Source organism: Leptolyngbya sp. ST-U4, from assembly GCF_039962215.1.
Lineage (GTDB): Bacteria > Cyanobacteriota > Cyanobacteriia > Elainellales > Elainellaceae > Leptolyngbya_A.
The window spans coordinates 178,397-205,112 of the sequence record NZ_JAMPKZ010000008.1; the positions used below are offsets into that span (position 1 = coordinate 178,397).

A 26,716-nucleotide genomic window follows, 5' to 3' on the forward strand; every position below is an offset into this window, starting at 1 on the left:
TCTGTTTTTTCTGAATGCCTGAAACCAGAGCGTTAAGAGCAGTGTAACGTCATTAAGTTCTACGTCATTAAGTTCTACGTCATTAAGTTCTACATCGTTAAGTTCTACAGATGATCGGCGAATTCGTAGAGTCGTTTAACGATCGCCAAAATTTTCGTTCCGTAATCTGGGTCAGCCGACCAGCGACCGCTTAAATCTGCCACGGTGGGAGCAATGCCGCGTCGGACGAGGTGAAATCGGGGGTCGGCAGGAGATTGAACGAGCGGTTCTGCACAGGCATAAGCTTTGAGGTGCTGAATTTGTGCCCGGATGCCGAGCAGTGGCGTCGTAAATTTGGCTCCAATTTCGTCCACTGTCGCGCCGCCCAATCCGGCAAAGTTATGATGTTCTAGCTTTACGGAATCTGAGAACTGAAGATACTGGGTTTCCAGGCACATCTGGGCAAAGGCAATATCGTGGTTCACGCCTTCAATTTTGCCTTCGTCGATGTAGAGTTTGGGCACTTCGTAGAACTTCGTCAGGCTATCAGGGTTAGAGCTTTTGAGGAACATCATCATCTGCACTTCGGAAGCGGTTCCCCGTCCCATAATCCGATCGATCGCCGTGGGCAAAGTAGACAAAATCGATCGCAGATTGAGCGTCTGATTCTTACTGTCCCAGGTGAAAGCAAGATTAAAGTCCCGCAGGTCGATCGCTCGTGCATAAACCACATTGCCGTAGTTGATGCGGTGAATGGACGGACTGAGCGGCAGTTCAATTCCCATCTGATCAATCAGATCGATCGGGATATAGGCATTGCCATCCAGCAGCACTCCTTTTTCGGGATATTCTGCGCCATTCACCTGAAGCGAAATGAGTGAGTTTCCTGCCGTTTGTCCTGAATTGAGCGATCGGCTCCAGACTGCCAATCCTTCCGCGATGCCCAGCGCAACTTCCTGTCGCTGACCCTGAAGAATCTGGCGATCGTCTGCATGATTCAGACAGCCTGCTTCCAGATGCAGGGCAGGCACGATCGTATCCCGACAAAAGGTGAGCCGACCGAGCAGGGTTTGGGTGTCGGACTTGACTCCGCGACTCGAAAACTGGGGGACACGCCGCAGATAGGCTTGCAGGAGTTGAGACGCTTGCAGCCGCCGCTCATCGTTATAAGCAACATGATAGACAGCCGCTCCCCGTAGCGTATGGGTCGAGCTAGCAACCTGAAGCGACAGAGCCAGATCTCCCTGCTGACTACGCCGATTAATCCAGTCGATCGCCTGCGTTAAACTCATTTCATCGGGGACGGCAACAGCATCATAGTTTCGCGATCGTAAAAACTGCACCACCCGATCGCGCAGCAAAACCGTCTCCTGGACTGCCAAGACGCGATCAATTTCACCCGGAAACGTGCTGTGCTGGTCTTCGGGTTCGCCGTAGGCTGCTGCTACAAAGATTCGTGTCATTGTGGTTTTTGAGCTGTCGATCAAGCAGAAGTGTAGCGAATTCGGGCATCGATCGATACAACTTTTTCGATATCGCTTTTGGGGACGATTACCCCTGCGGGAAACTGCGAAGCAACCGACGAGATGCTGCCGAGATTCTAAAGTCTCATCGCTAGAAGCGATCGAAATTTGTGGATCTGAGAGACTATAGGTGGACTTAGAATCATTTTCGATTTGCCCAACTCAACCCGCCGACTATGGAAATCCCCCGCCTGCATCCCGACACGATCGATGAGGTGAAACAGCGAGTAGACATTGTGGATGTCGTCTCGGAGTATGTGGTGCTGCGGAAGCGAGGCAAGGATTTCACCGGGCTATGTCCGTTCCACGACGACAAATCACCCAGCTTTAGCGTCAGTCCGGGTAAACAGTTTTATTACTGCTTTAGTTGTGGCGCAGGCGGGAATGCAATCAAGTTTTTGATGGAGTTGGGGAAGCGATCGTTTGCCGATGTGGTGCTGGATCTGGCGCGTCGGTATCAGGTTTCAATTAAGACGCTCGAACCCGAAGAACGGCAGGAGTTTCAGCGGCAGCTTTCTTTGCGGGAGCAGCTTTATGAGGTGTTGGCTCTGACGGCAAGGTTTTTTGAGCACGCACTGCGACAACCCCAGGGAGAAACAGCGTTAACCTATCTGCTGGAAAAGCGGCAGTTGAGCGAAACTACGATTCAGCAGTTTCAGTTGGGCTATGCTCCGGCAGGGTGGCAGACGCTCTATGGTTATCTAGTAGAGCAAAAGGGGTTTGCCGTTCAGCTCGTGGAGCAGGCAGGGCTGATTGTGCCACGTCAGGAAGGGAAGGGGTATTACGATCGATTCCGCGATCGATTAATGATTCCCATTCATGATCTTCAGGGGCGTGTCATTGGTTTTGGGGGACGATCGCTGGGAGATGAGCAGCCGAAATACCTGAACTCACCAGAGACGGAACTATTTGACAAAGGGAAAACGCTGTTTGCGCTCGATAAAGCGAGAGGCGCTATTGCAAAAAGCGATCGGGCGGTGGTGGTCGAAGGCTATTTTGATGTGATTGCCCTTCATGCTGCCGGGATTACGAATGTCGTTGCCTCTCTTGGAACTGCGCTGAGTCTGCATCAGGTACGCCAGCTCTTGCGCTACACCGAATCAAAGCAGATTGTGTTTAACTTCGATGCCGATGCCGCAGGTGTAAAAGCCGCAGAACGGGCGATCGGGGAAGTGGCAGACCTGGCATATCAGGGAGAAGTGCAGCTTCGCATTCTCAATCTGCCGCAGGGCAAAGACCCGGATGAATTCCTCAAGGCAAACTCCGCTGCGGACTATCAGGATGTACTTAAGAATGCTCCCCTGTGGCTAGACTGGCAGATTCAGCAGATTCTCCAACAGGCAGACCTTCAGAAGGCAGATCAGTTTCAGCAAAGCAATCAGGAAATTGTTAAACTGCTGGGCAACCTGCCCAACGCTAGTCTGAGAACGCACTATATCCATCGCTGTGCGGAACTCCTGAGTCAGGGTAATGCTCGATTTGCCGTCCAGCTTGAAGCCGATTTGCGAACTCAAGTTCGGGGGCAGCGGTGGCATGGTCGATCGCAAAAATGGCAGCGTCCGGGCGATCGAAGCCTTTTAGAAGAATCCGAAGCACAGCTTTTGCGCCTCTATCTCCATGCACCCGAGTATCGATCGATGATCATGGAGGCGCTAGACGAGCGGGATTTAGACTTCAGCCTGTCCCACCATCGCTATTTGTGGCAGCAAATTCTCGATGCTCAGAATCAGGCGATTGCCTCAAACGATCTGCTCAATCTGCTACAGGATAGCTGTCCAGATGATAAGGTCGCGCAACTCTATCCGCTGTTTCAGCTAGACGAGAAATCACACCGAGATATTCTACGCGCCCCTCTGGTCATTCGAGCAGCGGCGGCTTGCCTGGAGCAGGTGATGTGCGAAAAACGCTATCGCCACTTTAATGATCTGTGGAAGCAAACAGACTGTATTCAGTCGTTTGAATTGGCGCAGTATTACCAGCAGCAAATGTACGCCGAGAAGCAGCGTATCCGTGAACTGGAGCAAGAGCAGCGGCGGGTTTCGTTTGTAGATTTGGCAGGAATGCCGTGGGTTGGAGATTTTGATTTGGGTGGGGCGATTACCGCTTCCGAGAACTGCGACGCAACCGATTCTTCTGAAGCGGCTCTGCATCAAACTGAGAGTCTGCCTTAATTTTTTGACACTCTATCTCAAAGCAATTTGAGAGAAGTTTCAGAGGGACTGCATCGCACCTAAATCCTCCCAGGTGGAAGACTTTGAGATGGGAAAATAGCTCTCTTCCCTTATAAATTAGCGAGCTGGAGGTTTGATTTGAACCGAATTTTAGGTTATCAAATATCCTCTAGCAGCCCAACGTCTCGCGGGTTTCGCGTCCTGTGGTTGGGTTTGTACCGCTTGCAGTCTGGCAAAGGATGTCTTGCATATCTTCGCGCAGCAGCACATCGGTAAAATCTGCACCCTCAATCACAGCGTTGTTGAACTTGGTGTTGAAGGCAAACGCCCCTTCTAAAATGGCATTCTTTAGATTAGCTCCCACCATTCGAGCCGAGTCCAGGGTTGCGGTGCTTAAGTTTGCGCTTTCTAGGTTGGCATCCTCCAGATTTGCGCCAAAGAAACTGACGCCCTGTAAATTGGTATTACTCAAATTGCTGCCGCGCATATTAGCTTTCGTGAAGCTAGAGTCGGTCAGATCCTTGCCCGAAAAGTCTCGATTGACCAGGAATTCTCGATTGTAGTCCTCTGCCAGGGCGCTCGACGGCAGCAGACCGCTCAGACAAAGCAGGCTTAAACTCAAAACGACACCACACACAACCGATGCGAAGAAGTTCTCTTTTTGGAGAAATCGCAGCCGACACAACCAAGCGTACATGGGCAGACTAAAAAAACGACGAATCAGTTTTAGATCAGTCCTGCATTACAGAACGTGATTTGATCCTACCTGAATCTGTTAACCGTCTCATCGGCTTGCTTAAAGTCTCTTATTGCCATTTATGAAGTTACCCAGAAAACGATCGTCCGCAAGGGAAACTGCGAAGCCGCCAGCCGATCGGGCTAAACAAGCCGCACTACAAACCGGACATCTGGCAGAATCCTTTGTAGCTCACTGGCTCACCGCTCAAGGCTGGACTGTTTTACACCAGCGATGGCACTGCCTCTACGGGGAACTCGATGTCGTTGCAACCCAGCCTGGCACCTTAGCCTTTGTGGAAGTCAAAGCCCGCAGTAAAGGCAACTGGGACGAAAATGGTCTCCTCTCCATCACCCCCCAAAAACAGGCAAAACTCTGGCAAGCCGCCCAACTCTTCCTCGCCGAACATCCTCACCTAGCCGATCTTCCCTGTCGCTTCGATATCGCTCTGTTATCCTGTAAACCTGTCCGAAGTTCTGTGAAGGGATCGATTACCCCTAACGGGGAAGTGCTTCGCACCGACTCTCAGCTTTCCCTGCCGCTTGCAATCGAATTGGGTCAGCCTGTTGTTTTGGATGGCTATGAGTTAACGCTTCAGCAATATATCGTTAATGCCTTTTCAGAATTCTGAATGCTGCCCGTGATGTTGAGGGAGGTTTTGTGGCTTGTGGCGATTACCCCGAAGGGGGAACCACGAAGCAATCGTATAGATCCTACATTGCCCCCTAAATCCCCCAATTCTGGGGGACTTTGAGAATTGGTTGGATTAGACGCTTTCAAAGATTTTTAGAACTTTTGCTTTATGCCGACTGATGCAAAACCGTTTCCCCTGAAAGGCGATCGCCCTCCTCGCACAATCCTGGTTTGTCAAAACAAAGCCTGCCGTAAATCAGGTTCTAAAGCCGTCCTCACTGCATTTCAAAATCACAAAATCCCAGAAATTCCTGTGATTGGTAGCGGTTGTTTAGGGCACTGTGGCAACGGTCCAATGGTGCTGGTTTTACCGGATGAGATTTGGTATCGGCGCGTTCGTGCTGAAGAGGCGATCGAGATTATGAACCGTTGGGCAATCGACTCATAAAGCCTAAATTCGCTACATAACCCAAAGTCTCTTACTTATAAGGAATTTAGGGGGCTACAAAACCTCAACCGCGCCTCAAACAGCCCCCTTGTCAATTGCTAGAATCACGACCCTTGCCGCAACTCCCTCATAATCTCCTGCGCCAGATTCCTTAATCAGAGAGAATTAAACAAAACTTCTTTATCTTTAGTCAGATTGCTGAAACCATTAAAAAACGAGAATTATTACTTTATTTGCGGTTTCCACAACTTAGAAAGACAAAGATTAAACCTTTCGGGGAAAATAATTTTCCTTGCTAGAACTGTGAACAATGTAAGGTTTGTGTCCATAATTCTAGCTTTGTAGCTGATATGAGTTTTGTTGAAGTTCACTTTGATGGCGATTTTGCTTACAACCACCAAGTTTCACTAAGGAATTTAAGTCGGACCTTGACATGTTTACAATCAGCTATTGACAGGGCACACCTTGATAATGCACATGGCAGGGTTTGGAAACATGCAAGGATGTCTTTTAAAGACTATAAAGTGACCGATTTTTTGGTTCAGCCTCCAGAAGAAGGGGGGTATATACTCAAATTCTTGTCCACTTCTGAAAAGAACGCAAAAGAGATAATTCAACGTATTACAGCAGCTCTTCTACCAGCCTACGAAAAGGCAATGGATGAGGGAGAGATAGAGATCAATAAATACAAAAATAAAGTTGTTGAGCGAAAAGCCCAATTATCTCAAGGAAATCCTACAGTTAAATCCTACGAATCAATAATACAACAACCAGACAGCAAGATGGTTCGTCAGTATGGGGATAGGGCGATAGTAAAAGAAGTAGACAAAATGCTTGTTCCAGTTAGAACAAACAACTCAGAGAACAATATAATTGAGTTGACTTTTAATGCAGAAATCACTACCAAGTTTACCTTTGACAAAACTAATAGCCAAAGGTTTCATTCGATAGTTTCGCAAAAAGATTTGGGAATACCAGTCATCTACAGGGCAAACATAAAGTCCCTTGACAATGATGTGTTAAGAGGTCGTATGTACAATTTAGATAGTCGCAAAGATGCTTATATACACTTTCATAATATAGAGGATCTCTTAAAGCTACATCCTTTTCTTGCTAGGAAAGAAGAAGTTCGATTTATTGGCTCTCCAATAATTGAATATGGAACTTTTGACCCAGATGCTGGTGACATATACTTCCTCGACTTATATTCCTAAAAATGGATGAACTAATTAAGGCTTTAAGAGAAAAGTATATTAAAGATTTAACTTCGTCATTTTCACTATACAAAGTGGCGATTTTTTTACTGTTTCTAATTGCCTTAGTTGTTATTCCTGATAGAGGGCATCAGAGCTTATGGTTTGAAGTAGCGGATGTTCCTCTTACTGCTGTTCTTTCTACATCTAGCTCTTTTGTATCAAAGATATTATTACTACACATATTTCTTGGGGTAGTGCTTACTTACTTTACTGGGCTACTTTATAAAAGAATTCAAATTGCAAGCTTCAATTTTTTCACAACCTTTCGCGACTTCAATCAGTACATAAATAGGTTGCGCGCCAGCATTGAATTAGAAGCTACAGAAAGTCAAGCACTTAATCTTTACATAACAAAGGATTTTAAAGATGAATTAAAGCTTAGGAAAGCCTCTTTATACCAAACACATATCTGGGGAGAAATTGTGCTTGCATGCTCAATAGTATCCCTTATGGGCTGTGTCAAATTTAATATAACTGACCTTCTAATTGGGCTAGCAGGAGTTCTGCTTATTTATGCTATACAACGTAGTGCTTTCACATATTACACCTCAAAAATAGTTCCAACCTTAGTTACAGAAGGGGTTTTTTCAGATAGAAATATTGAATTTAATAGTGCACTAGATATGTAAATTTCACTTTGAGCTAGCTAGGTGAGCTACATTGAGAATTAATCTTTGCTAGTCCTTCTCAAAAAATTAGTGCTGAGTTTGAGAGCGGATGTCGAAAGGATTGCGCGAAGTGATAACTAAACCAATGCCAGCGATTGAAAAAGTTGGAGTTAAACAGGTACATGTGTAGTTCCCATAGATCTATACGCTTCTTCTTACTTCCAGCAAGTCGAGATTCCTAGCCTTAATGCTAGGCTAAATGGCTATCCTATGCCCACTCATAACTTGCAGTAAGCTATGGAATCAAGGAGAAATACTTCCCAAACAAAAATCCCCCACCCGAAGGTGAGGGACTCAATTATCTAACTAAAAGCTCGATCGCCTGATCAGCCGTAACGTGCGGCAGTTGATGCGATGAGGAAGGCAGCATAGGTCAGGATGTAGCCAACCGTGAAGTGAGCTAAACCAACCAGACGACCCTGAACGATCGACAGTGCAACGGGCTTGTCCTTCCAGCGAAGCAGGTTCGCCAGCGGAGTGCGCTCATGCGCCCAAACGATTGTTTCGATCAGCTCTTGCCAGTAGCCTCTCCAGCTAATTAGGAACATAAAGCCCGTAGCCCAAACCAGGTGTCCGAAAAGGAACATCCAGCTCCAAACTGCCAACGAGTTCATGCCGTACGGGTTGTAGCCGTTGATTAGCTGAGCAGAGTTCAGCCACAGGTAGTCACGCAGCCAGCCCATCAGGTAAGTCGAAGACTCGTTGAACTGAGCCACGTTGCCCTGCCATACACCGAGGTGCTTCCAGTGCCAGTAGAACGTCGTCCAGCCGATTGTGTTCAGCATCCAGAACATCGCAAGGTAGAACGCATCCCAAGCAGAGATGTCGCAAGTACCGCCACGACCCGGACCATCACAGGGGAAGCTGTAGCCGAAGTCTTTCTTGTCGGGCATCAGCTTCGAGCCGCGAGCATCCAGCGCACCCTTGACCAGAATCAGAGTGGTGGTGTGCAGACCCAGAGCGATCGCATGGTGAACCAGGAAGTCGCCAGGACCGATTGTCAGGAACAGCGAGTTCGTACCGCTGTTAATAGCATCCAACCAACCGGGCAACCAGGTATTCGCATGGTTGGGCCAAGCGGTGGAAGCAAGGCTATCAGGGTTAGACAGTAGCGTATCGAACCCATAGAGCAGTTTGCCGTGAGCCGCCTGAACGAACTGTGCGAACACAGGCTCGACCAGGATTTGCTTCTCAGGCGTACCGAAAGCCTGCATCACGTCGTTATGAACATACAGACCCAGGGTGTGGAAGCCTAGGAACAGCGACACCCAGCTCAGGTGAGAGATGATTGCTTCTTTGTGGTTTAGAACACGATCGAGCACGTTACCCCGGTTTTGAGCCGGATCGTAATCCCGTACCCAGAAGATTGCACCATGAGCAAACGCACCAACCATCAGGAATCCAGCGATGTACTGGTGATGGGTATAGAGCGCAGCCTGCGTGGTGTAGTCCTTCGCCATGAAAGCGTAGGGCGGCAGGGAATACATGTGCTGAGCGACCAGAGAGGTGATGACACCCAAAGCTGCCAGAGCCAGACCAAGCTGGAAGTGCAGCGAGTTGTTAATGGTGTCATACAAGCCCTGGTGGGGCAGGTTGAACTGACCTTCGCTCTTTCTACTCGTCAGACCTGCTTTGGAATCCAGCATTTCTTTGATGCTATGACCGATACCAAAGTTAGTGCGATACATATGACCTGCCACGATGAACAGGACCGCGATCGCCAGGTGATGGTGAGCCATGTCCGTCAGCCACAAGGACTGAGTTTGCGGATGGAAGCCGCCCAGGAAGGTAAGGATTGCAGTACCCGCGCCTTCAGACGTACCGAAGACATGGTTAGCAGTATCTGCATTCTCGGCATACACACCCCAGTTGCCAGTAAAGAAAGGAACCAAACCAGCAGGGTGGGGAGGGGTCGTCAGGAAGTTGTTCCAGCCAACGTGCTGACCGCGCGACTCAGGAATTGCCACGTGGATTAGGTGGCCTGCCCAAGCCAGAGAGCTAACCCCGAACAAGCCAGCCAAGTGGTGGTTCAGGCGAGATTCAGCATTCTTAAACCAGGACAGCGACGGACGGAACTTGGGCTGAAGGTGGAGCCAGCCTGCGAACAGGAAGATCGCCGATAGCAACATCAGGAACAGAGAACCCGCATAGAGTTCGCCATTGGTCCGCATCCCGATCGTGTACCACCAGTGATAAACACCGGAATAAGCGATGTTGACAGGGTTAGACGCGCCTGCACGAGTGAAGGCGTCCACCGCAGCTTGACCGAAATGGGGGTCCCAAATCGCATGGGCGATCGGGCGCACATTGAGCGGATCTTTGACCCACTGTTCGAAGTTACCTTGCCAGGCGACGTGGAAGAGATTACCAGAAGTCCAGAGGAAGATGATTGCCAAATGACCGAAGTGGGAAGCGAAAATCTTTTGGTAAAGATTTTCTTCCGTCATGCCATCGTGGCTCTCAAAATCGTGGGCAGTGGCAATCCCATACCAGATCCGACGGGTAGTCGGGTCTTGAGCCAATCCCTGGCTAAATTTTGGGAATTTTGTTGCCATAAGTCCGAATTGATTTTCTTAATTAGCGATTAGCTTTTCGCCATCTAGCTTTGGCCCATCTGGACTGTAGACGATGGAGTTTGAACAATACAAGGTTTAGAGCCTTTCAGATTCATTGAAGAATCCTATTAAATTCATAGCCTCGCTTAGAGTTCGCCCCCCATCGTTCGCATCCAGGGGTCTAGAGGAGAGACAGCTTAAGAATCACTAGCTACCACTAACAGCAATGATGCGAGCCAAGAAAAACGCCCAAGTCGTAACGATGCCGCCCAGCAGGTAATGAGCAACACCGACTGCCCGACCCTGAATAATGCTCAGAGCACGAGGCTGGATCGAAGGCGCAACTTTCAGCTTGTTATGTGCCCAAACGATCGACTCAATCAGTTCTTGCCAGTAGCCGCGACCACTGAACAGGAACATCAGGCTGAACGCCCAGACGAAGTGTGCGCCCAGGAACAGCAGACCGTAAGCAGACAGCGCAGAACCGTAAGAACCAATCACTTGAGTTGCATGTGCCCACAGGAAGTCACGCAGCCATCCGTTGATGGTGATTGCACTCTGAGCAAAGTTGCCGCCCGTGATATGGGAAACCGTTCCATCTGGTGCGACCGTACCCCACACATCCGACTGCATCTTCCAGGAGAAGTGGAAAATAGCGATCGAAATAGAGTTGTACATCCAGAACAGACCGAGGAAGACGTGATCCCAACCAGAAACCTGGCAGGTGCCGCCCCGACCGGGACCGTCGCAAGGGAAGCGGAAGCCCAGATTCGCTTTGTCTGGAACCAGACGCGAACTACGAGCAAACAGCACGCCCTTCAAGAGAATCAGCACCGTCACGTGAATCGTGAAGGCATGGATATGGTGAACCATGAAGTCTGCCGTGCCCAGGGCGATCGGCATCATGGCAACCTTGCCGCCCACTGCAGCGATACCGCCGCCGAAGGCATAGCTCACAGGCTCTAGCTGGTTTGGTGCAGTTGCACCAGGAGCTAGCGTGTGGATGTTTTGAATCCACTGAGCAAACACGGGCTGGAGCTGAATCGCCGTATCCGAGAACATATCTTGGGGACGACCCAGAGCACGCATCGTGTCGTTGTGAATGTACAGACCGAAGCTATGGAAGCCCAGGAAAATACAAACCCAGTTGAGGTGAGAAATGATGGCATCCCGGTGACGGATGACGCGATCGAGCAAGTTATTCATGTTTCTTGCCGGATCGTAGTCACGCACCATAAAGATAGCCGCGTGTGCACCCGCACCGACAATGAAGAATGCTCCAATCCACATATGGTGGGTGAAGATCGAGAGCTGTGTCGGGTAATCCGTTGCAAGGTACGGATAGGGCGGCATCGAGTACATGTGCTGCGCCACGATAATCGTGAGCGAACCCAACATTGCCAGGTTAACAGCCAGTTGCGCGTGCCAAGAGGTGGTCAGGTTCTCATAGAGACCCTTGTGACCTTCGCCCGTAAACGGACCTTTGTGGTTCTCCAAGATTTCCCTGATGCTGTGACCAATGCCCCAGTTCGTACGGTACATATGACCCGCAATGATGAACAGGACTGCCAGAGCCAAGTGGTGGTGCGCCGTATCCGACAGCCATAGACCGCCAGTTACAGGGTTCAAGCCACCCTTGAAGGTAAGGAAATCAGCGTACTCACCCCAGTTCAGGGTAAAGAAGGGAGTCAGACCCTTCGAGAAACTGGGATAGAGATCCGACATTAAGCTGGAGTTGAGAATAAACTCATGAGGCAGGGGAATCTGATTCGGAGGAACCCCAGCATCCAGCATTTTGTTAATCGGCAGGGCAACGTGAATCTGGTGACCTGCCCAGGAGAGACAGCCCAGACCCAGCAAACCAGCCAGGTGGTGGTTCAGCATCGACTCCACATTCTGGAACCATTCCAGTTTCGGAGCGCGCTTGTGATAGTGGAACCAGCCTGCAAACAGCATCAGAGCAGCCGCTACCAGACCGCCGATCGCCGTTACATAGAGCTGAAATTCATTTGTAATCCCGGCAGCACGCCAGATTTGGAAAAATCCAGATGTGATTTGAATGCCGTGGAATCCACCGCCCACGTCACCGTTTAAAATCTCTTGACCAAAGATGGGCCAAACCACCTGAGCACTAGGCTTCACGTTCAGGGGGTCAGCCATCCAACCAGAGTAATTAGAGAATTTTGCGCCGTGGAAGAACATTCCACTGAGCCAGACGAACACTACAGCAAGGTGACCGAAGTGTGCGCTGAAGATTTTACGAGAAATATCTTCTAGGTCACTGGTATGGCTATCGAAATCGTGAGCGTCGGCATGAAGGTTCCAAATCCAGGTTGTGGTCTTGGGACCCTTAGCGAGGGTGCGATCGAAATGACCCGGCTGTGCCCACTTCTCGAAGGAAGTTTTCACTGGATCTTTATCGACGACCACTCGCACCTGTTTGGTTGCCTCCCGCTCCCGTGGGGAAGTTGTCATTCGAGACTCTCCTCTCTAGACAAAGGAACGAGTTGAGCGACCAGCCCCCAAGCTGCCAAATGACAGCATCTCTCTTCGTAACATCAGCAGACAGGCACATAACCGACTTGGGTAGGAGCGTCGAAGCCAGAAATGACCCGTGCCTAGAAGAGGTGAACTGCAACCACACATTGAATATCAGTCCAATGAGCGATCCCAGTTCCATGGGGAGGTACTTGCAGCATTATAGAACTGGAATCTCACAGACTTTAAGCGAGGTTAACAATAATTCAAGATGTAGAAGCATTGATTTACCTACGTTCCGAGGGAGACCATCAGCAGATAATATGCGATCCATTGAGGAATCTTTACAAATTGAAATGTTTGATAAAAGTTATACAATCTTGCTGTGATTGTGCTACCCTACATCTTCATCTTGTAGAGGCTGAAATAGATGTTGGAAGCGAGAGAATAATCAGGATATTAAGTTAACCTCTAGGATTTTCTATTAATGCCATTGACGATCGAATTTCTTCGTTTTTCTTAATTGAATTATTAATATTAGAAAAGATTTGAGCAATATCCTACGGTTTGCATTGCTCCCCCTAGGACAGAGAAGCCGAGCTGTCGAAAGAATAGAAATAGGCAGGTTGACAGGTAAGCAAGCGAAAGAACTGCCGCTATTTCGATGAGAGATTGCCTCCACTTCCGAGAATTCTGACTTACCCTGTGAATCACAGTCTTTTCCCGAAGCGGTGATTCTAACGTATCCCATCAAAACCGTTGGGTTTTCAGACTTGCTCACGCTGCTAAGTCGTCACGCGATAATAAAAAGTAAAGCGTGCCTGATTTTAAAAATTGACTGAACTAATCTCTCTTCACGTTGACCACCCGACTGAACCCCGCCTCGATCGCTTCCTATCCGCACAGCTCCGTGACTTATCTCGATCGCGCATCCAGAAATTGATCGAAGACGGACAGGTTCGGATTAATGACAAGGTTTGTACTTCTAAGAAAGTCACTGTGCAGGAGGGCGATCGGATTGAGGTCAGCATTCCTGATGCAGAGCCACTTGACCTGGAGGCCGAGGACATTCCCCTCGACGTCCTTTACGAGGATGAGCATCTGCTGATTTTGAATAAGCCTGTGGATCTGGTGGTTCATCCTGCGCCTGGACACCAAGGTGGAACGCTAGTGAATGCACTCTTAGCTCATTGCGGCAATCAGCTTGCCGGAATTGGGGGGGTGCAGCGTCCGGGAATTGTGCATCGATTAGATAAGGATACGAGCGGAGCAATCGCGATCGCTAAAACTGACCTTGCCCATCAGCAGCTTCAGGAACAGTTCAAAACCAAGACGGCGCGGCGAGAATATCTGGGCGTGGTGTATGGCGCACCGGCAACTGTGAAGGGCACGATCGACGCACCAATTGGCAGGCATCCGATCGATCGCAAAAAGCAGGCAATTGTCCCTGAAGAGAAGGGTGGCAGACGAGCTATGACGCACTGGACGGTCGAGGAGCGGTTGGGCAACTTTACGCTGATGCGGTTTCAGCTTGAGACAGGACGGACGCATCAGATTCGGGTTCATAGCGCAGCCATTGGTCATCCGATCGTGGGCGATCCGCTTTATGGGTCAGGGCGATCAATCGGGGTCAATTTGCCAGGGCAGGCACTTCATGCCTATCGGCTAACGCTTCAGCATCCGGTGACGGGTAAGGCGATCGAGGTGACGGCTCCTGTGCCGCCGCACATAACGAAATTGTTGGACATTTTACGACAACGGGCAGGAACGAGAAGGCAGTGAGAACGGTCGGAGGGTTGCTTTGAGGTGAATGAGAGGACAATCGCAACTGTGTCAAAGTTTTTGCTGGTAACAGATCTCGACAGCACCCTGGTTGGGGACAATGACGCGCTCCAGCGTCTGAACAGTTGGTTCAAACACCATCGCCAAATTTATGGCTCAAAATTGGTTTATGCCACCGGGCGATCGTTGAAGTCTTATGAGCGATTGATTTCTCACACTGCGCTGCCAGAACCCGATGTACTAATTGCTTCTGTCGGGACTGAAATTTATTATCCAGGCAACGAATTGGATGAAAACTGGTCTAGCCTGTCTTCCCAAAATTGGGATCGAGCAAGCATTGCAGTGGTCGTCGAACAGCTTTCCCAACTGGTTGCTCAGCCTGGAAGCGAACAGCGTCCCTTCAAGCTAAGCTTTGTGCTTGATGAAGAAGACGCCTCTGTTTTATCAGAACTGGAAGCTCAACTCATTGCTCAAGGACTGGAGGCTGAACTGATTTACAGTCATGGACATGACCTTGATATCGTGCCGCGTAAAATCAATAAGGGCAGTGCTGTTACCTATATTCGTCAAGCCTTTAGGTTTACAGCAGAACAAACAGTAGTCTGTGGTGATTCTGGCAACCACATTGCCCTATTTGCTGCCAACCAGATTGGCATTATTGTTGGCAATGCGAGAAGGAAATTACTTCAGTGGCATCAGGATAATTTTGAGGGCAATGCGCAGCAGTTCCCCCTTAGCGGTCATTGATACTTAGCCCAAGCCCACTATGCTGCTGGAATTATCGAAGGGCTAAAATACTTTGGAATCATGCCCGCATGAAGGTGTGTTTGAAACGGCACAACCGTGTTTGAAACGGCGGAGTGGAGCCAACAATTCAAAGTCCCCCATTGAAAGTCCCCCACTGGTGGAGGATTTAGGGAGTTGCAAACCCTAGCCGACTTGCCTAAAACATGTGTATTCCTCGATAATAGAACGATCGTATTAGCGGGGTTGGCATGACCGCAGAAAATCCGCTGGGTTCGGTGATACAGGGTTCCTTGAGTCAGGGGCTAGAAGTGCGTTTGCATGCCGATGTCTCCGTTGAGGATATGCGGGTCGGGAAATTCCTGGTCGTGCAAGGGGTACGATCGCGCTTTTTCTGCATGCTGACGGACGTTGCCCTGGGAACTGCGACACAGCGAATCTTGGCGAACCCGCCCGATCCAGCGAATACGTTTTTGCAAGAAGTGCTGGCAGGAACCGGAACCTACGGCACGATCAACCTGTCGCCGATGCTAATGTTTACACCGAAGGCAGAAAGCGAGCCTCGTAGAACGAAGACGCGATCGAAAGCCTCAGACTCCCTTGCTTCCTACGAAGCGAATACGAATGATGTGGAGCTGCTGCCCGTTAAAACCATTCCGGCTCACTTTAGTCAGGTCTACGACGCATCGGAGCGGGACTTTCGGGCGGTGTTCGGCTGGGAGGATGATCCCCATCGGCGGAATTTTGCGATCGGGGAACCGATCGATATGAATGTGCCAATCTGCCTGGATCTCGATCGATTCGTGGAGCGGAGTAACGGGGTGTTTGGTAAGTCGGGGACAGGAAAATCTTTCCTAACGAGACTATTGCTGTCTGGAATTATTCGCAGACGAGCCGCAGTGAATCTCATCTTTGATATGCACTCGGAGTACGGCTGGGAAGCCACGCGAGAAGGCAAGCAGTTCAGCACCGTAAAAGGCTTGCGTCAGCTTTTCCCAAGCCAAGTGCAGATCTATACATTAGATGTAGAGTCCACGCGACGGCGGGGTGTGCGCGATGCCCAAGAGCTTTACATTAGCTATGACCAGATTGATGTCGAAGATCTAATGCTGGTGCGGGGCGAACTAAATCTGTCCGAGGCCAGCCTGGAAAACGCGATTATTCTTCGCAATGAGTTTGGCAAAGCCTGGATCAGCCGTTTGCTGTCGATGAGCAATGAGGAAATTCAAGAATTTTGCGAAGTCAAGATGGGCAGCAAGTCCTCGATCATGGCACTTCAGCGCAAGCTGACCCGTCTGGATGATTTGAAGTATCTGCGGCAAACTTGCCCCAAAAACTATGTCGGTCAAATTCTTGAATCACTCGATGCCGGAAAGCACGTTGTAATTGAGTTCGGCTCTCAGTCCAACCTGCTCTCTTATATGCTGGCAACAAACGTAATCGCCCGCCGGATTCACCATGCCTACGTCCACAAAGCCGAAAAATTCCTGCAAACCAAAAACCCGATCGATCGCCCTCAACCTCTAGTCATTACGATCGAAGAAGCACATCGTTTTTTGGATTCAGCAACCGTCCGTCAGACCATTTTTGGCACGATCGCCCGCGAGATGCGGAAATACTTTGTGACGTTGTTGGTGGTGGATCAGCGGCCATCGGGGATTGATAACGAGGTGATGTCTCAGGTAGGAACGCGGATTACCGCACTATTAAATGATGAGAAAGATATCGAAGCGATTTTCACAGGGGTATCCGGTGGACAGGCGTTGCGATCGGTTCTCGCGAAACTGGACTCGAAGCAGCAAGCACTGATTCTAGGTCATGCTGTACCGATGCCCGTTGTGATTCGGACTCGCCCCTACGACGAAACCTTTTATGCCCAGATTGGCGAAACGCCTTGGGAAGACCTGCCCGAAGCCGAAATTCTCCAAGCCGCAGAAGCCGCAAAAGCCGATCTAGGATTTTAAGAACCAAGCAACTATACTTGAGACTCGATCGCCTCAAAGGGAAACTGCTTCGCATCGCCCTTAAAGCCCTGCCATGCACTCGTATTCCAGAAAAAGGTACGGTTTTCTGCCTCGGTAAGCCGTACCCCTAAGGAAGGAGAGAAGGTGCATTATAAAGATTGAGGGCATTTGTTTATCTATGGTTTATGAGGTTGGCTAAGTTGGGATTTTGAATCGCTCGGAGTGCGCTGTAGGCAAGGCAAATGCTACAATTTTTACCCCTTGTTTATTCCCTCTTCAAGTTCATCCAGTTGGATGAATCCTCCTCCCTTTACCTAGCGTTAAATTTGTATTACTATCTTAATTAGGCAAACTCATAATGACTTCGGGCTAGGACTTGTGAAGTTCTGCCCCGATTGTTACTCCTCCGTTTCTTACTTTCCACTGTACGAGCATTTCTCAGGCTGTGAGCTAGCATTCTAGACTCACGAGGATTAGAGACAATCCTGCTTTGAGGTTTACTTGCTAATTGCCCTTCACCTGCGACAAAGCAACCCTAGCCGTTTTTATTTCGTTTACTCGCACTTCACCGGGCCTGAGGCGATCCCATAGGGACTAGCGAAGCTGCCCATTTCATTCACCTTTCCTTTACTGTTCATTCGCCGTCAGTATTCGGAAACCCTCGGTTTCCCAGAGATCGTATTCCTTTTATTTCGTTTGCAGCACTGTTGTTGGAGTTCAACGATTCATGGCATTTGTAGAAGAGAACGAAGTCAAGTCCCCTAAAGAGAAAGCGGACAAGTCCATGTTTTCGGCAGACATGGTTCGGACCTATCTGCACGAAATTGGGCGAGTACCTCTGCTGACTCACGAGCAAGAGATTGTGTATGGTAAGCAAGTCCAGCAGATGATGAATCTCCTGGAAGCCAAAGAGAAGCAAACCAAGAAGGTGGGACACGAGCCGACCGATGCTGAGTGGGCTGCCTACGCCAAGCTTAGCGAAGACGAGTTGCGGAAGACCCTGCGCCTCGGTCAGCGTGCTAAGCAAAAGATGATCGAAGCCAACCTGCGTCTGGTCGTGGCGATCGCTAAGAAGTATCAGAAGCGCAACCTGGAGTTTCTAGACCTGATCCAGGAAGGCACGCTGGGGTTAGAGCGCGGCGTCGAGAAGTTTGATCCCACTCGCGGCTACAAATTCTCGACCTATGCATACTGGTGGATTCGTCAGGCGATCACTCGCGCCATTGCTCAGCAAGCCCGCACAATTCGTCTGCCGATTCATATTACCGAGAAGCTGAACAAGATCAAGAAAGTCCAGCGTGAGCTGACCCAGTCCCTCGGTCGCAGCCCGAATCCGGCAGAGATCGCCGAAGCCCTGGAGCTGGAGCCTTCTCAAATTCGCGAGTATCTGCTGATGTCGCGTCAGCCTGTTTCCCTTGAATTGCGCGTGGGCGATAACCAAGACACCGAGTTGCAGGACTTGCTCGAAGATGAGAGCGAGAGTGCTTCGCCAGAGAGCTTTGCGACTGCGGAATCCTTGCGGCAAGACCTGGAAGGAATGCTCTCTGAGCTAACCCCTCAGCAGCGCGAGGTTCTGACCTTGCGGTTTGGTTTATCGGACGGCAACGAACTGTCTTTGGCAAAGGTTGGGCAGCGCATGAATATCAGTCGGGAGCGCGTCCGGCAGCTTGAGCGTCAGGCTCTCGATCACCTGCGTCGTCGTAAGGCGAATGTGCGCGGCTATCTTGCCAGTTAAGGTTGACTGTGTTTTCGATCGTCCGGAACATGGAGATCGATCGTTATTATCTGTAGAGTGAGTTGGGGCGGTTCATCCGCCCTTTTTGCTTGGCTATTTTCATCCAGGCAGAGGGCTTAAGTATGGCGGGATAGCGGGATGAAGGCTACCCATCTAGCCTCTGCATTACCCCACCCCTAGATTCTTCCTAAATCGGGGAACTTTGAATCCGTTGAGCTAAGCGAAATAGCGGGAAACATCCAGCGTTTCAGCACCTGCGTCTCCGATCGCCAGTCGCGTTCCGGTCACATCAATCAGCAAATCCTGCCCCAAATTCAAACTGGGTTTTGCGCTGTTTACGGCAAGATAGGTCTGATTCGACGATCGAAATAAAACAGCTTCCCCCGCTTGAAGCACTTGATTGCCAGACTGCACAATATTTTTGTCTCGAAACGCAGCCCGCATTGCTGCAATCACGCCCTGTTTTGAAGGCAAATTAATGACGCCTGCATTAAATAGCGCAGTGGGTCGCTTGATCGCAAGCTTGTGGTCATCGTCGAGCTGAATTGCCTCGGTTCCTGCCATGAGACGATCGCTCCCCATCCTGCCTGTGAGCCTGTCCTCCAACCCAAGCAAACGATCGCTGCCCGATATATCAAGACTCTGATTGTCCTGAGAGCGATGTCTAGGCTGATAGTTAGCGTGCAGTTCTATTTTGCCTGGCGCTTTTAAGGCTCTCGTTTGAGCGCGACTGAGATCGATCGAATCGTTGGGATCAAAGCGTCCGTTGATTCTTATAAAGTCGCTGTCGCTGAGCACAGGCTTACCGGAAATAACGGCGAATCGTCCACCTATGCCGAATCCGGGTGTTTTGCCGTTGGGGTTATAGAACAGGTTGCCTGTGGCTCGGCTGTAGGTTATTTGAGCATCGCGAGTCGCAGCATTAGCATCGGTAGCGGCGATCGAAAACCGAGTTCCGGCAGCAAAGGTATAGCGGCTAAGTGCGATCTTGTCTCCCGGCTGAAAGTTGAGCGTATCGACGCCAAGATTGGCAGACTCAGAGGGAGTCCAGCTATCAAACACATAGGCATCGCTACCAGCGTCTCCACTCAGCTGGTCATTGCCCGCCCCGCCCGTTAGCAGGTCATTCTCATTACCTCCCTTGATCGAGTCACTACCTGGCCCTCCGGCAAGGCGATCGGCTCCCGCATTACCTTCCATTGCATCATTGCCATCTTCTCCATGCAGACGATCGGCTCCTGCGCCGCCCTTGATCGAGTCATTGCCTGCGCCGCCCAGGAAGATGTCATTGTACTCTGTGCCTACTAGCGAGTTGTCGGCTGCGGTACTACACTCATAAAGTCCAATTCGCGTTGAAGAACCTCCTGTGTTCCACCAGGGCGCGTTGTTTGCCATAAAGGTTTCTAGCGCTTTGTACTTGGGCGAACTGGCTTGATCCAGATTCTCCAGAGCACCCCAGCTTCCCCATCGGTTGGGTGCGCCGATGTCGCTGTACTGGTTAAATTGTGTGCCCCCGGCAGCCCTCCAGCCATTTAAAAGATCTTGATAAATCGCCTGCATCTCTGGATGACGATTCAGCTCAATAAAGAAGTTGGTAAGCTGCGCGTCATTTTGTACCCCATTGATGCCGACAATGTGCTGTCCACCCTCGTAGGCAACAAGCTGTAGCCCGTGTTGCTTTGCCACATCTGCCTGATAGCGAAAGCTGTCGATCGTTTGTTGAATCGAGTCTTTGCTAGGAAGTAAATTACCCTGGCGCAACTGCTGAAAGGCCTTGCTAAATCCACCGTCGGGATCACTAAGCCACGATCGCACCGTACTTGCATGGTCGGGTTGCCCCAGAGAACCACCGAAGTAGCCTGTCACTGCGTAGGCATCAAATGATTGATAAACAGGGTGCTGTCCCTCTGCGATCCAAGCAGGCGGATTGAGAATGGCAGCCTCTAGCCCTTTCCAGCCTGTGTGTGTAGCAATCACCCTGACCAGCCGACTCGGACTTTCGCTGCCATAAACCGACTTCCAGATATCTGCAGTTTGCGCTGCCCGCATTCCGTACCACTGCATCCAGCCGCCCCAGCCTGCTGGACTTTCGCCCCATCGCTGTTTTGCCTGGGCTTCAGCATAGCCCGCCTGAGAAAACTGCCAATTCCAAACTTCGTTGGAGTATTCCACGTATGCCTTGAGCTTTGGATCAAGATGATCGCGCACATAAGCTGCAAAACGGCGAATATAGTCATCTGTTGCGCTGTGGGGCATATTGAACCAGGGATTGGTTCCCGTTTCGTTGGCAAGCTGCACCATTAGCTCGATCGGAACTCCCTTGCGCGACCAAGTTGCATCGCTCATCAGGGGGCGATTTGACCAGTCCTGCTGCCGCGAGTTGTTTGTGGACATCCAATCCATGTAGCGGAGCGTGCCGAAATTCTTGATGCGATCGAGAAATTCAGGATTAAAGCGCATTCCCAGCTCAACCAGCGGCAGATCTTTCTCGCTATAAACACGAATATTGCGAAGATAGTCGCCCGTTTGATTGGGGTCTGTTGCCATAATTTGCAGATGAATGCCGCCTGCCTTGAGGCTATCTGCCTGAATCAGATCCATTCCTGGACTCGAACTTAGCTTGCTGGCATCCAAGCCGTACTGCATCGTTCCAGTACCGTCATACAGCACACGATACTGCCCTGACTCATAAGGCACATCCCAAAGCATCAGGGTACTGACGCGATCGTAAGCTGCCGGAGCATTCGTTGCCGGAACTGATTGCACCCAGCCTTGAGGATCAAGATTTAGCTGAGCCGCTTCTCCGGTGTCCCATTGAGTGGAGCTTTGCGGAATCCAGGCGCGAGCAGATTTAAACGCATCTAGAAAAGGAATCTGCGTTGAAAAATCAGCAATTCCACTTAGCCCAATTCCCAGAGAGCGCGCCTCTGTAATTGATGTAGACATGGTAAAATTCGTTCCAAGTAGTAAGCAAAGATCGACTGAGGTTCGACACGGTAAAACCTGCTGCTACAGGTGTGCCAGCCTCAGTTTTTATTTGGGGTAAAGCCCTCAGGTTAAACTCAGCCTGAATGAGCGATCAAATCGGTAGATTTGAAAAGCCAAGCACATGGCTGATTAGCACCCTGCCCTTGCTAAGTCAAGCAGGAATGCCTTCTGTGCAAACTTCGGCAAATTTAACCAGAAATTTAACCAGACAGATCAGCGCGTAAAGACAAGTCAGCGCGTCAAAAAGTAGCCATTCTTAGAACTACTCTGTTACAGCAAAGGTGCAGAAAAAATTTCAAAACAGCGGTAGTGAGTTGTATTTAGGCAGGCTTTCTCAACAAAACAACGAACCGAGAAATGGTGTTGCCTGGACACGATCAAACTGTTTGAAAAACACTTTGAACTCACCAATTGAATACATGAGACAGACAAGAATCAGCTCTCGGCTCATTGCGAACTGCGGCAATGCAATCAACTGCGAAACATAAGCTTTAGAAAAAGCTGAAATATTCTGATTTTAGGCAGCATCGCTCAGGGTAGATGAACTGAGCAAATTCAACAGATCTGCCACTGTGCTTAATGCACTTACCGACTATGCACTCGCTTACACTCACTCGACACGCACTGATGCACTCATTTCGCTCAACAAAACAACAGGCACTCCTCAAATCCGGAACTGGGCAACTTCCGCGGTTTTGCGTTTAGGTTTTTGTAGTTTACAAAGATGGTCTAACTTTGGTCTTGCGTTAGTTCATCTATGGCTTACCTGGGATTAGGACAGGATTCAACGGAACACACTAACTTTAGGATGAAGTTGCGATGAAGATAATCCGTAAATTCAACCAAATTTGTTGAGCTTGTTCATCGTCCCCTGCAGAAGTGTACCTGTCGAGATAGGGATTTAGGAAAACAAACAAACTAATGATTTCAGATTGAAAATTCCAATGATTTCCTCGTTAATGTCCGTAACCTCGCAGTTGATTTATTGAAGTCATTGCTCTTTTTGTAGGTTGCAGCAACCAATCTGGAATCCAGGTCACAGCCCTTGTAGTGATCCTGAAGTGCGACGATCGCTCAAAAGGGCATCTATCTGTTCAGCGGATCTACCAGGGATTGACAGGACAAATCCTTCTTCGCTTCACAAATTCTTTGCATTATCAGGTCATTCCCCCGATCATGGCAGTCCTGGTTTACAAGTTTGCAAATTTTCAGTAAACAGAGTTTATTCTTAAACCATAGGCATCATCTCAGGAGGCGTTTTGTCATGATTTGGCAGAATGGCAGACCGTTGCAGGTTTGGATTGCTTCGTCGGTCAAGGTGCATCCCTGGGTTCGATCGTTAGCTCAAGGGCAAAAAACTGTTAGCATCGCAGCCAGCATTCTGATGGTGAGCGGTGCGATTGCCCTGATGCCGATTTCCCCGATCGAAAAACTGCCGGGTATCGCTCCTCTTCCCGCACAGGCACACACGCCGATCGCCCAGGAAATTGCTGCCCTCAAGCGATCGAATGTGGGCTGGATCGAAGTTAATCTATCGCGTCAGCGGCTCATTGCCTGGGAAGGACGCACGCCCGTTTATGCCGTAGTTGTTTCCACCGGAACCGCAGCGCATCCCACATTACCGGGAGTGTTTGCAATTCAATCCAGACATCGGCAAACCCGGATGCAGGGCGACGACTACGACATTCCCGATGTGCCCTACACCCTGTACTACGACGGCAGCTATGCCATTCACGGCGCATACTGGCATCGTCGCTTTGGCACTCCGGTCAGCCACGGCTGCGTCAACGTCGCGGTCAATCATGCTCAATGGCTATTTCACTGGGCAAGGATAGGAACCCCTGTAGTCGTGCATCGCTAACCCCCTCACCTCGTCTTCCTTTCATCCCCTCATTCCCTCACCCCTAACTCAACTGCACCACCGGACGATCATCCACCAAAGTCTGAGTCGTCAGAATATCCTCAACTGTAATTCGCAAAAATCGCGCCTCGTCTACGCGAAACAGCACCTTGACCCGATCGCTTCCCGGATATCCGGGAGGAGCTAGTTGGGCGATCGTGCGGGCACTGTCTTGATCGTTAAGGGGTTTCACGGTTGGTTTGCCGCCGCTGACGGCGCGAGTGACAAGTCGATCGCCATCAAAAAAGACTTCGGTTGCGCCTGTTTCCTGTCCCAGTTCGCCGATCACCAGCTCAATGCTGGGCTGATTTTCGATCGAGGCTCCCAGAAAAAGTTCAACGGGCTGCTCCATGGGGTAGGGTTGTCCCTGTTTGATTAAAGGATGCCAGCCGTGGCAGTTGTTGCGCCGATCCCAAAAGCGGATGCCATAGCTGTGATAAAGGTAGTCCTTCACCTCCATGCCCTGCTGAAGCTGAAGCGCGCCCAGGGCGATCGCCTCAAACGGTTTATCCGATCGAATTTTTTCTGGCGGAAAGTACTGCTCGACCCAGGCTTTTACGGCGGGAATTTGGGCTGTGCCGCCCACTAGCAAAACTGCGTCAATTTCTTCGAGGATCAAACCCTGTCGCTGTGCCTGCTGCAAAACCTGGTTCATCGACTGGTCGAGGCGATCGAAAAAGCCCTGCTCTTGCAAAATTTGCTCGAATCGATCGCGGCTCAGGTGCAGCTCGTAGCTGTCGAACGTTTCATCATTGAAGTAAACCTCGGTTGCCTCGGGCTGCTGAGAAAGCTGAATCTTGAGTCGCTCCGCCAATCGCAGCGTTAAAGGACTAGCGGCAATTTCCTGAGTCTGCGTGAAATAATCAACAATCCAGTTATCCAGATCTGCCCCGCCCAGACTCTGCCCTGCTTTCGCTAAAACCCGCGCCAGTTTCGGACGCTGCGCCGACTCTTCGAGCACCTTTTGTCCCCACTTCAGCAGAAAACCGAGCGGCTTCTTGTCGGGGTTGCGCTTGTCGCCTTCGAGCCGCACCAGGGAAAGATCGAGCGTGCCGCCGCCAAAGTCGATGACCAGAACCGTGCCCTGATTTTGCAAACCGTAGCCCAGCGCTGCCGCTGTTGGCTCATCGAGAATGCGAACCTGCTCGACCTTGAGGGTATGACACACCTGCGTCAGCCATAGCCGATATGTCTCAAAGCTATCCACCGGAACCGTAAACACGATCGAATCCAGATTAGGATCGACCTGCTGCAAGTGCTGAATTACATCGCTCAGAAACCATTGCCCCACCTGCTCAAAGGTGACAATGCGCCCGTCGAGCTCTGGTAGAAATCCCTGAATGTCTGCGCCGATGCCGCGCTTGAAGTTGCGAAAAAACCGCGAATCGCTGCTCAAATCTAAACCCCGATCGCGCACTGCCTGTCCTGCAATCAGCTTGCTTTGACTGGCATCTTCGACATAAAGCAGACTGGGAATCAAAGGCGGATTATTTGCTAGACGCTGGGAGCGTTCCGGCAGGGTCAGCGTTTCAGGCTGCTGCGTCACCGGGTTCCAGCGCACGACCACCGTATTACTTGTGCCAAAATCGATCGCGTAAACCATACTTTCCGGGCGTTAGTTCCTTCTCTATTCTTTAAGGGAAAAGGGCGATCGAGAAAAGAGGCAGACGAGGGAATTGTCGGTTTTATTGAACTTGATCTTATTTACCCTGAATGGGTTTCTTTCGATAGATTAGGAGAGGAATTTCTCTGCGATCGTCAAAGAATTGTTAAGAGCATTACAAACAGGAGCAAGCGCAATGCCGGATGATGCAGATCCAAAAAACAGGTTTCTCTACTCCCGCAGCCGCTACCGGGGAGAATTTACGCCGCAGCATCTTGTCTTTAACGCCAATCTTCAGGAGTTTGCCCAGCGCATTGAGTATCTATGCAACCTGGAAACCAATGGCAAAATTTCTCCGGGTGAAGCGTATGAAGAAATCAGGAAGCTGTACAAGCAGCTTAAGCAGAGCAAAAAAGCCCTGGACATTCCAGACCCGCCTGACCAGGGCGGCACTCCTGATCAGTAATTGATCAGTAATTGGATCGTTAGTCGAGTGACGGTGATCGGTGGTCAAACATCAGCTTGATTTCAGGCAGCTAGATTTCAGGCAGCTAGATTTCAGGTATCGAGTTTGAGCTGGTTAAACTCTACCACCGTATCCGGCAGCAGCTTATTCACCGATCGCTCCTCTATGCCCGATCGAATTTCTCGCTTGCTCAGCAGATAGTAGTCGCCCACTTTTTGATAGCTGTCGCGAATATCGTCTCGCTCGATGACTGATCCGGATTCGGCATCGCGAAAAACTACCTGAAAGTGAGTGGGAAGATAGCCTTCGGTAGTTTGCATCGAGTCGATCGTATTCACCTCAACCTTTAGATCGCCCAGCGTACGGTTCACCTGAACAATCTGCTGATCCTTCACTTTGTAGTAAGAGTCGGTCTGGTCGCCCAGTTCTTCGATTCTGACGGCTCCGGTTTCGTCCTGTCCGGTTTGCTCAAACTGGCTGTGTGCATGAAACTGCTCGAAGGGCGATCGGGTCAAGTGCGTGGCAGTCATTTGAAGTTGGGCGGCGACAATTTGCCGCAGATTATCACTGCCAGAATTCTGCACCGTTACAGCATAGTTGGGCAGTAAATGTGCTTCTCCCTCAAACTGCTCCTCGCCGTCCCGCATTTTCACCTGTGCCGAATAGCCGGGAAACGTCTCATTCCAGGTATAGCGATGTCCATAAGCTTCTCGAAAAATGGCTTCGGCAGAAGCTCCATCTGCAAAAGCGGGCAAGCTCCAGCCCAGCAGCACCCACAAAAACCCAACGCTCCAGACCAGGACTTGCCGAGTGAAAGATTGCAGATTCATAGGCGATCGACTCCTGGAAAATCTCTTTTGCAATAAATATCTAGCTAATTTAGCCTAATCGTCTGAGTCAAACACTTATCCTTTTATAGAGTTTCTGGTTTAGGGATTGGTTCATAGCAGAGTGGGGCGATCGTCCTTGTGCTACTAGTAGTTCACCAAATAAACTTTGCCTAGTTAGCATGCTTTAATTTAGGATAGAGATGCCCTAACCGAATGCGCGCACCTGCACTGGAAAATCTCCAATTGACCCTGGCTTT

18 protein-coding genes are annotated in these 26,716 nt (G+C 50.0%); 11 read left to right on the forward strand and 7 right to left on the reverse strand.

All coding sequences use genetic code 11. The annotated features are described in order from the left end of the window. Positions 1 to 104 precede the first annotated feature (104 nt). Positions 105 to 1,442: an N-acetylmuramoyl-L-alanine amidase gene (locus NDA02_RS14500; protein WP_190792045.1), complete on the reverse strand. Its 1,338-nt coding sequence runs from the start codon at positions 1,440 to 1,442 to the stop codon at positions 105 to 107. 236 nt (positions 1,443 to 1,678) lie between these two features. On the opposite strand from NDA02_RS14500, the gene dnaG reads away from it, so the two are divergent. Continuing rightward, entirely contained in the window at positions 1,679 to 3,673 is a 1,995-nt protein-coding gene (gene dnaG / locus NDA02_RS14505) for a DNA primase (protein ID WP_348255170.1), read from the forward strand. A gap of 169 nt (positions 3,674 to 3,842) precedes the next feature. Here the strand turns inward: dnaG and NDA02_RS14510 are convergent, their stop codons facing one another. Continuing rightward, on the reverse strand, positions 3,843 to 4,370 hold the full coding sequence (locus NDA02_RS14510; RefSeq protein WP_190792050.1) for a pentapeptide repeat-containing protein: 528 nt from the start codon (positions 4,368 to 4,370) through the stop codon (positions 3,843 to 3,845). A gap of 121 nt (positions 4,371 to 4,491) precedes the next feature. Here NDA02_RS14510 and NDA02_RS14515 point away from each other — a divergent pair, with 121 nt between their 5' ends. From NDA02_RS14515 to NDA02_RS14530, 4 genes are all read left to right on the forward strand, one after another. After that, positions 4,492 to 5,040 carry a YraN family protein gene (locus NDA02_RS14515; protein ID WP_190792051.1) on the forward strand — a complete coding sequence of 183 codons (549 nt, stop codon included), beginning with the start codon at positions 4,492 to 4,494 and terminating at the stop codon, positions 5,038 to 5,040. A 171-nt stretch (positions 5,041 to 5,211) separates the two neighbouring features. Continuing rightward, positions 5,212 to 5,490, forward strand: a complete 279-nt coding sequence (locus NDA02_RS14520) for a (2Fe-2S) ferredoxin domain-containing protein (protein ID WP_190792052.1) — start codon at positions 5,212 to 5,214, stop codon at positions 5,488 to 5,490. 350 nt (positions 5,491 to 5,840) lie between these two features. Further along, positions 5,841 to 6,704: a hypothetical protein gene (locus NDA02_RS14525; protein WP_348255172.1), complete on the forward strand. Its 864-nt coding sequence runs from the start codon at positions 5,841 to 5,843 to the stop codon at positions 6,702 to 6,704. Positions 6,705 to 6,706: 2 nt separating this feature from the next. Then, on the forward strand, positions 6,707 to 7,375 hold the full coding sequence (locus tag NDA02_RS14530; RefSeq protein WP_190792054.1) for a hypothetical protein: 669 nt from the start codon (positions 6,707 to 6,709) through the stop codon (positions 7,373 to 7,375). A 365-nt stretch (positions 7,376 to 7,740) separates the two neighbouring features. Here NDA02_RS14530 and psaB read toward each other — a convergent pair whose 3' ends face one another. Next, entirely contained in the window at positions 7,741 to 9,969 is a 2,229-nt protein-coding gene (gene psaB, locus NDA02_RS14535; protein ID WP_190792055.1) for a photosystem I core protein PsaB, read from the reverse strand. A 207-nt stretch (positions 9,970 to 10,176) separates the two neighbouring features. Then, a complete protein-coding gene (gene psaA / locus NDA02_RS14540; RefSeq protein ID WP_190792056.1) occupies positions 10,177 to 12,444 on the reverse strand; it encodes a photosystem I core protein PsaA in 2,268 nt (755 codons plus the stop codon). An 837-nt stretch (positions 12,445 to 13,281) separates the two neighbouring features. On the opposite strand from psaA, the gene NDA02_RS14545 reads away from it, so the two are divergent. From NDA02_RS14545 to NDA02_RS14560, 4 genes are all read left to right on the forward strand, one after another. Next, positions 13,282 to 14,229 (forward strand): RluA family pseudouridine synthase, encoded by a 948-nt coding sequence (locus tag NDA02_RS14545; RefSeq protein ID WP_190792057.1) that lies wholly within the window; start codon positions 13,282 to 13,284, stop codon positions 14,227 to 14,229. 48 nt (positions 14,230 to 14,277) lie between these two features. Continuing rightward, positions 14,278 to 14,976: a sucrose-phosphate phosphatase gene (locus tag NDA02_RS14550; protein ID WP_347277875.1), complete on the forward strand. Its 699-nt coding sequence runs from the start codon at positions 14,278 to 14,280 to the stop codon at positions 14,974 to 14,976. A 248-nt stretch (positions 14,977 to 15,224) separates the two neighbouring features. Then, positions 15,225 to 16,937, forward strand: a complete 1,713-nt coding sequence (locus NDA02_RS14555; RefSeq protein ID WP_190792058.1) for an ATP-binding protein — start codon at positions 15,225 to 15,227, stop codon at positions 16,935 to 16,937. A 727-nt stretch (positions 16,938 to 17,664) separates the two neighbouring features. Further along, a complete protein-coding gene (locus NDA02_RS14560) occupies positions 17,665 to 18,672 on the forward strand; it encodes an RNA polymerase sigma factor, RpoD/SigA family (RefSeq protein WP_190792059.1) in 1,008 nt (335 codons plus the stop codon). 216 nt (positions 18,673 to 18,888) lie between these two features. On the opposite strand, the gene NDA02_RS14565 is transcribed toward NDA02_RS14560, so the two are convergent. Then, complete coding sequence (locus tag NDA02_RS14565; RefSeq protein ID WP_190792060.1) at positions 18,889 to 21,618, reverse strand: calcium-binding protein; 2,730 nt, start codon at positions 21,616 to 21,618, stop codon at positions 18,889 to 18,891. A gap of 1,450 nt (positions 21,619 to 23,068) precedes the next feature. On the opposite strand from NDA02_RS14565, the gene NDA02_RS14570 reads away from it, so the two are divergent. After that, positions 23,069 to 23,521 (forward strand): L,D-transpeptidase, encoded by a 453-nt coding sequence (locus tag NDA02_RS14570; protein WP_347277897.1) that lies wholly within the window; start codon positions 23,069 to 23,071, stop codon positions 23,519 to 23,521. Positions 23,522 to 23,564: 43 nt separating this feature from the next. On the opposite strand, the gene NDA02_RS14575 is transcribed toward NDA02_RS14570, so the two are convergent. Next, positions 23,565 to 25,163 (reverse strand): Hsp70 family protein, encoded by a 1,599-nt coding sequence (locus tag NDA02_RS14575; protein WP_190792962.1) that lies wholly within the window; start codon positions 25,161 to 25,163, stop codon positions 23,565 to 23,567. Between the two features lie 196 nt (positions 25,164 to 25,359). Here NDA02_RS14575 and NDA02_RS14580 point away from each other — a divergent pair, with 196 nt between their 5' ends. Beyond that, on the forward strand, positions 25,360 to 25,629 hold the full coding sequence (locus NDA02_RS14580) for a hypothetical protein (RefSeq protein WP_190792961.1): 270 nt from the start codon (positions 25,360 to 25,362) through the stop codon (positions 25,627 to 25,629). Positions 25,630 to 25,721: 92 nt separating this feature from the next. Here the strand turns inward: NDA02_RS14580 and NDA02_RS14585 are convergent, their stop codons facing one another. Continuing rightward, the gene (locus tag NDA02_RS14585) at positions 25,722 to 26,459 is read right to left on the reverse strand and encodes a DUF3386 family protein (RefSeq protein WP_190792960.1); all 738 of its coding nucleotides are present in this window, start codon (positions 26,457 to 26,459) and stop codon (positions 25,722 to 25,724) included. Positions 26,460 to 26,716 lie beyond the last annotated feature (257 nt).

Coding starts and splice junctions, on each gene's coding strand:
- NDA02_RS14500 (WP_190792045.1), bottom strand. CDS start 1,442: ATGACACGAATCTTTGTAGCAGCAGCCTACGGCGAACCCGAAGACCAG.
- dnaG (WP_348255170.1), top strand. CDS start 1,679: ATGGAAATCCCCCGCCTGCATCCCGACACGATCGATGAGGTGAAACAG.
- NDA02_RS14510 (WP_190792050.1), bottom strand. CDS start 4,370: ATGTACGCTTGGTTGTGTCGGCTGCGATTTCTCCAAAAAGAGAACTTC.
- NDA02_RS14515 (WP_190792051.1), top strand. CDS start 4,492: ATGAAGTTACCCAGAAAACGATCGTCCGCAAGGGAAACTGCGAAGCCG.
- NDA02_RS14520 (WP_190792052.1), top strand. CDS start 5,212: ATGCCGACTGATGCAAAACCGTTTCCCCTGAAAGGCGATCGCCCTCCT.
- NDA02_RS14525 (WP_348255172.1), top strand. CDS start 5,841: ATGAGTTTTGTTGAAGTTCACTTTGATGGCGATTTTGCTTACAACCAC.
- NDA02_RS14530 (WP_190792054.1), top strand. CDS start 6,707: ATGGATGAACTAATTAAGGCTTTAAGAGAAAAGTATATTAAAGATTTA.
- psaB (WP_190792055.1), bottom strand. CDS start 9,969: ATGGCAACAAAATTCCCAAAATTTAGCCAGGGATTGGCTCAAGACCCG.
- psaA (WP_190792056.1), bottom strand. CDS start 12,444: ATGACAACTTCCCCACGGGAGCGGGAGGCAACCAAACAGGTGCGAGTG.
- NDA02_RS14555 (WP_190792058.1), top strand. CDS start 15,225: ATGACCGCAGAAAATCCGCTGGGTTCGGTGATACAGGGTTCCTTGAGT.
- NDA02_RS14560 (WP_190792059.1), top strand. CDS start 17,665: ATGGCATTTGTAGAAGAGAACGAAGTCAAGTCCCCTAAAGAGAAAGCG.
- NDA02_RS14565 (WP_190792060.1), bottom strand. CDS start 21,618: ATGTCTACATCAATTACAGAGGCGCGCTCTCTGGGAATTGGGCTAAGT.
- NDA02_RS14570 (WP_347277897.1), top strand. CDS start 23,069: ATGCCGATTTCCCCGATCGAAAAACTGCCGGGTATCGCTCCTCTTCCC.
- NDA02_RS14575 (WP_190792962.1), bottom strand. CDS start 25,163: ATGGTTTACGCGATCGATTTTGGCACAAGTAATACGGTGGTCGTGCGC.
- NDA02_RS14580 (WP_190792961.1), top strand. CDS start 25,360: ATGCCGGATGATGCAGATCCAAAAAACAGGTTTCTCTACTCCCGCAGC.
- NDA02_RS14585 (WP_190792960.1), bottom strand. CDS start 26,459: ATGAATCTGCAATCTTTCACTCGGCAAGTCCTGGTCTGGAGCGTTGGG.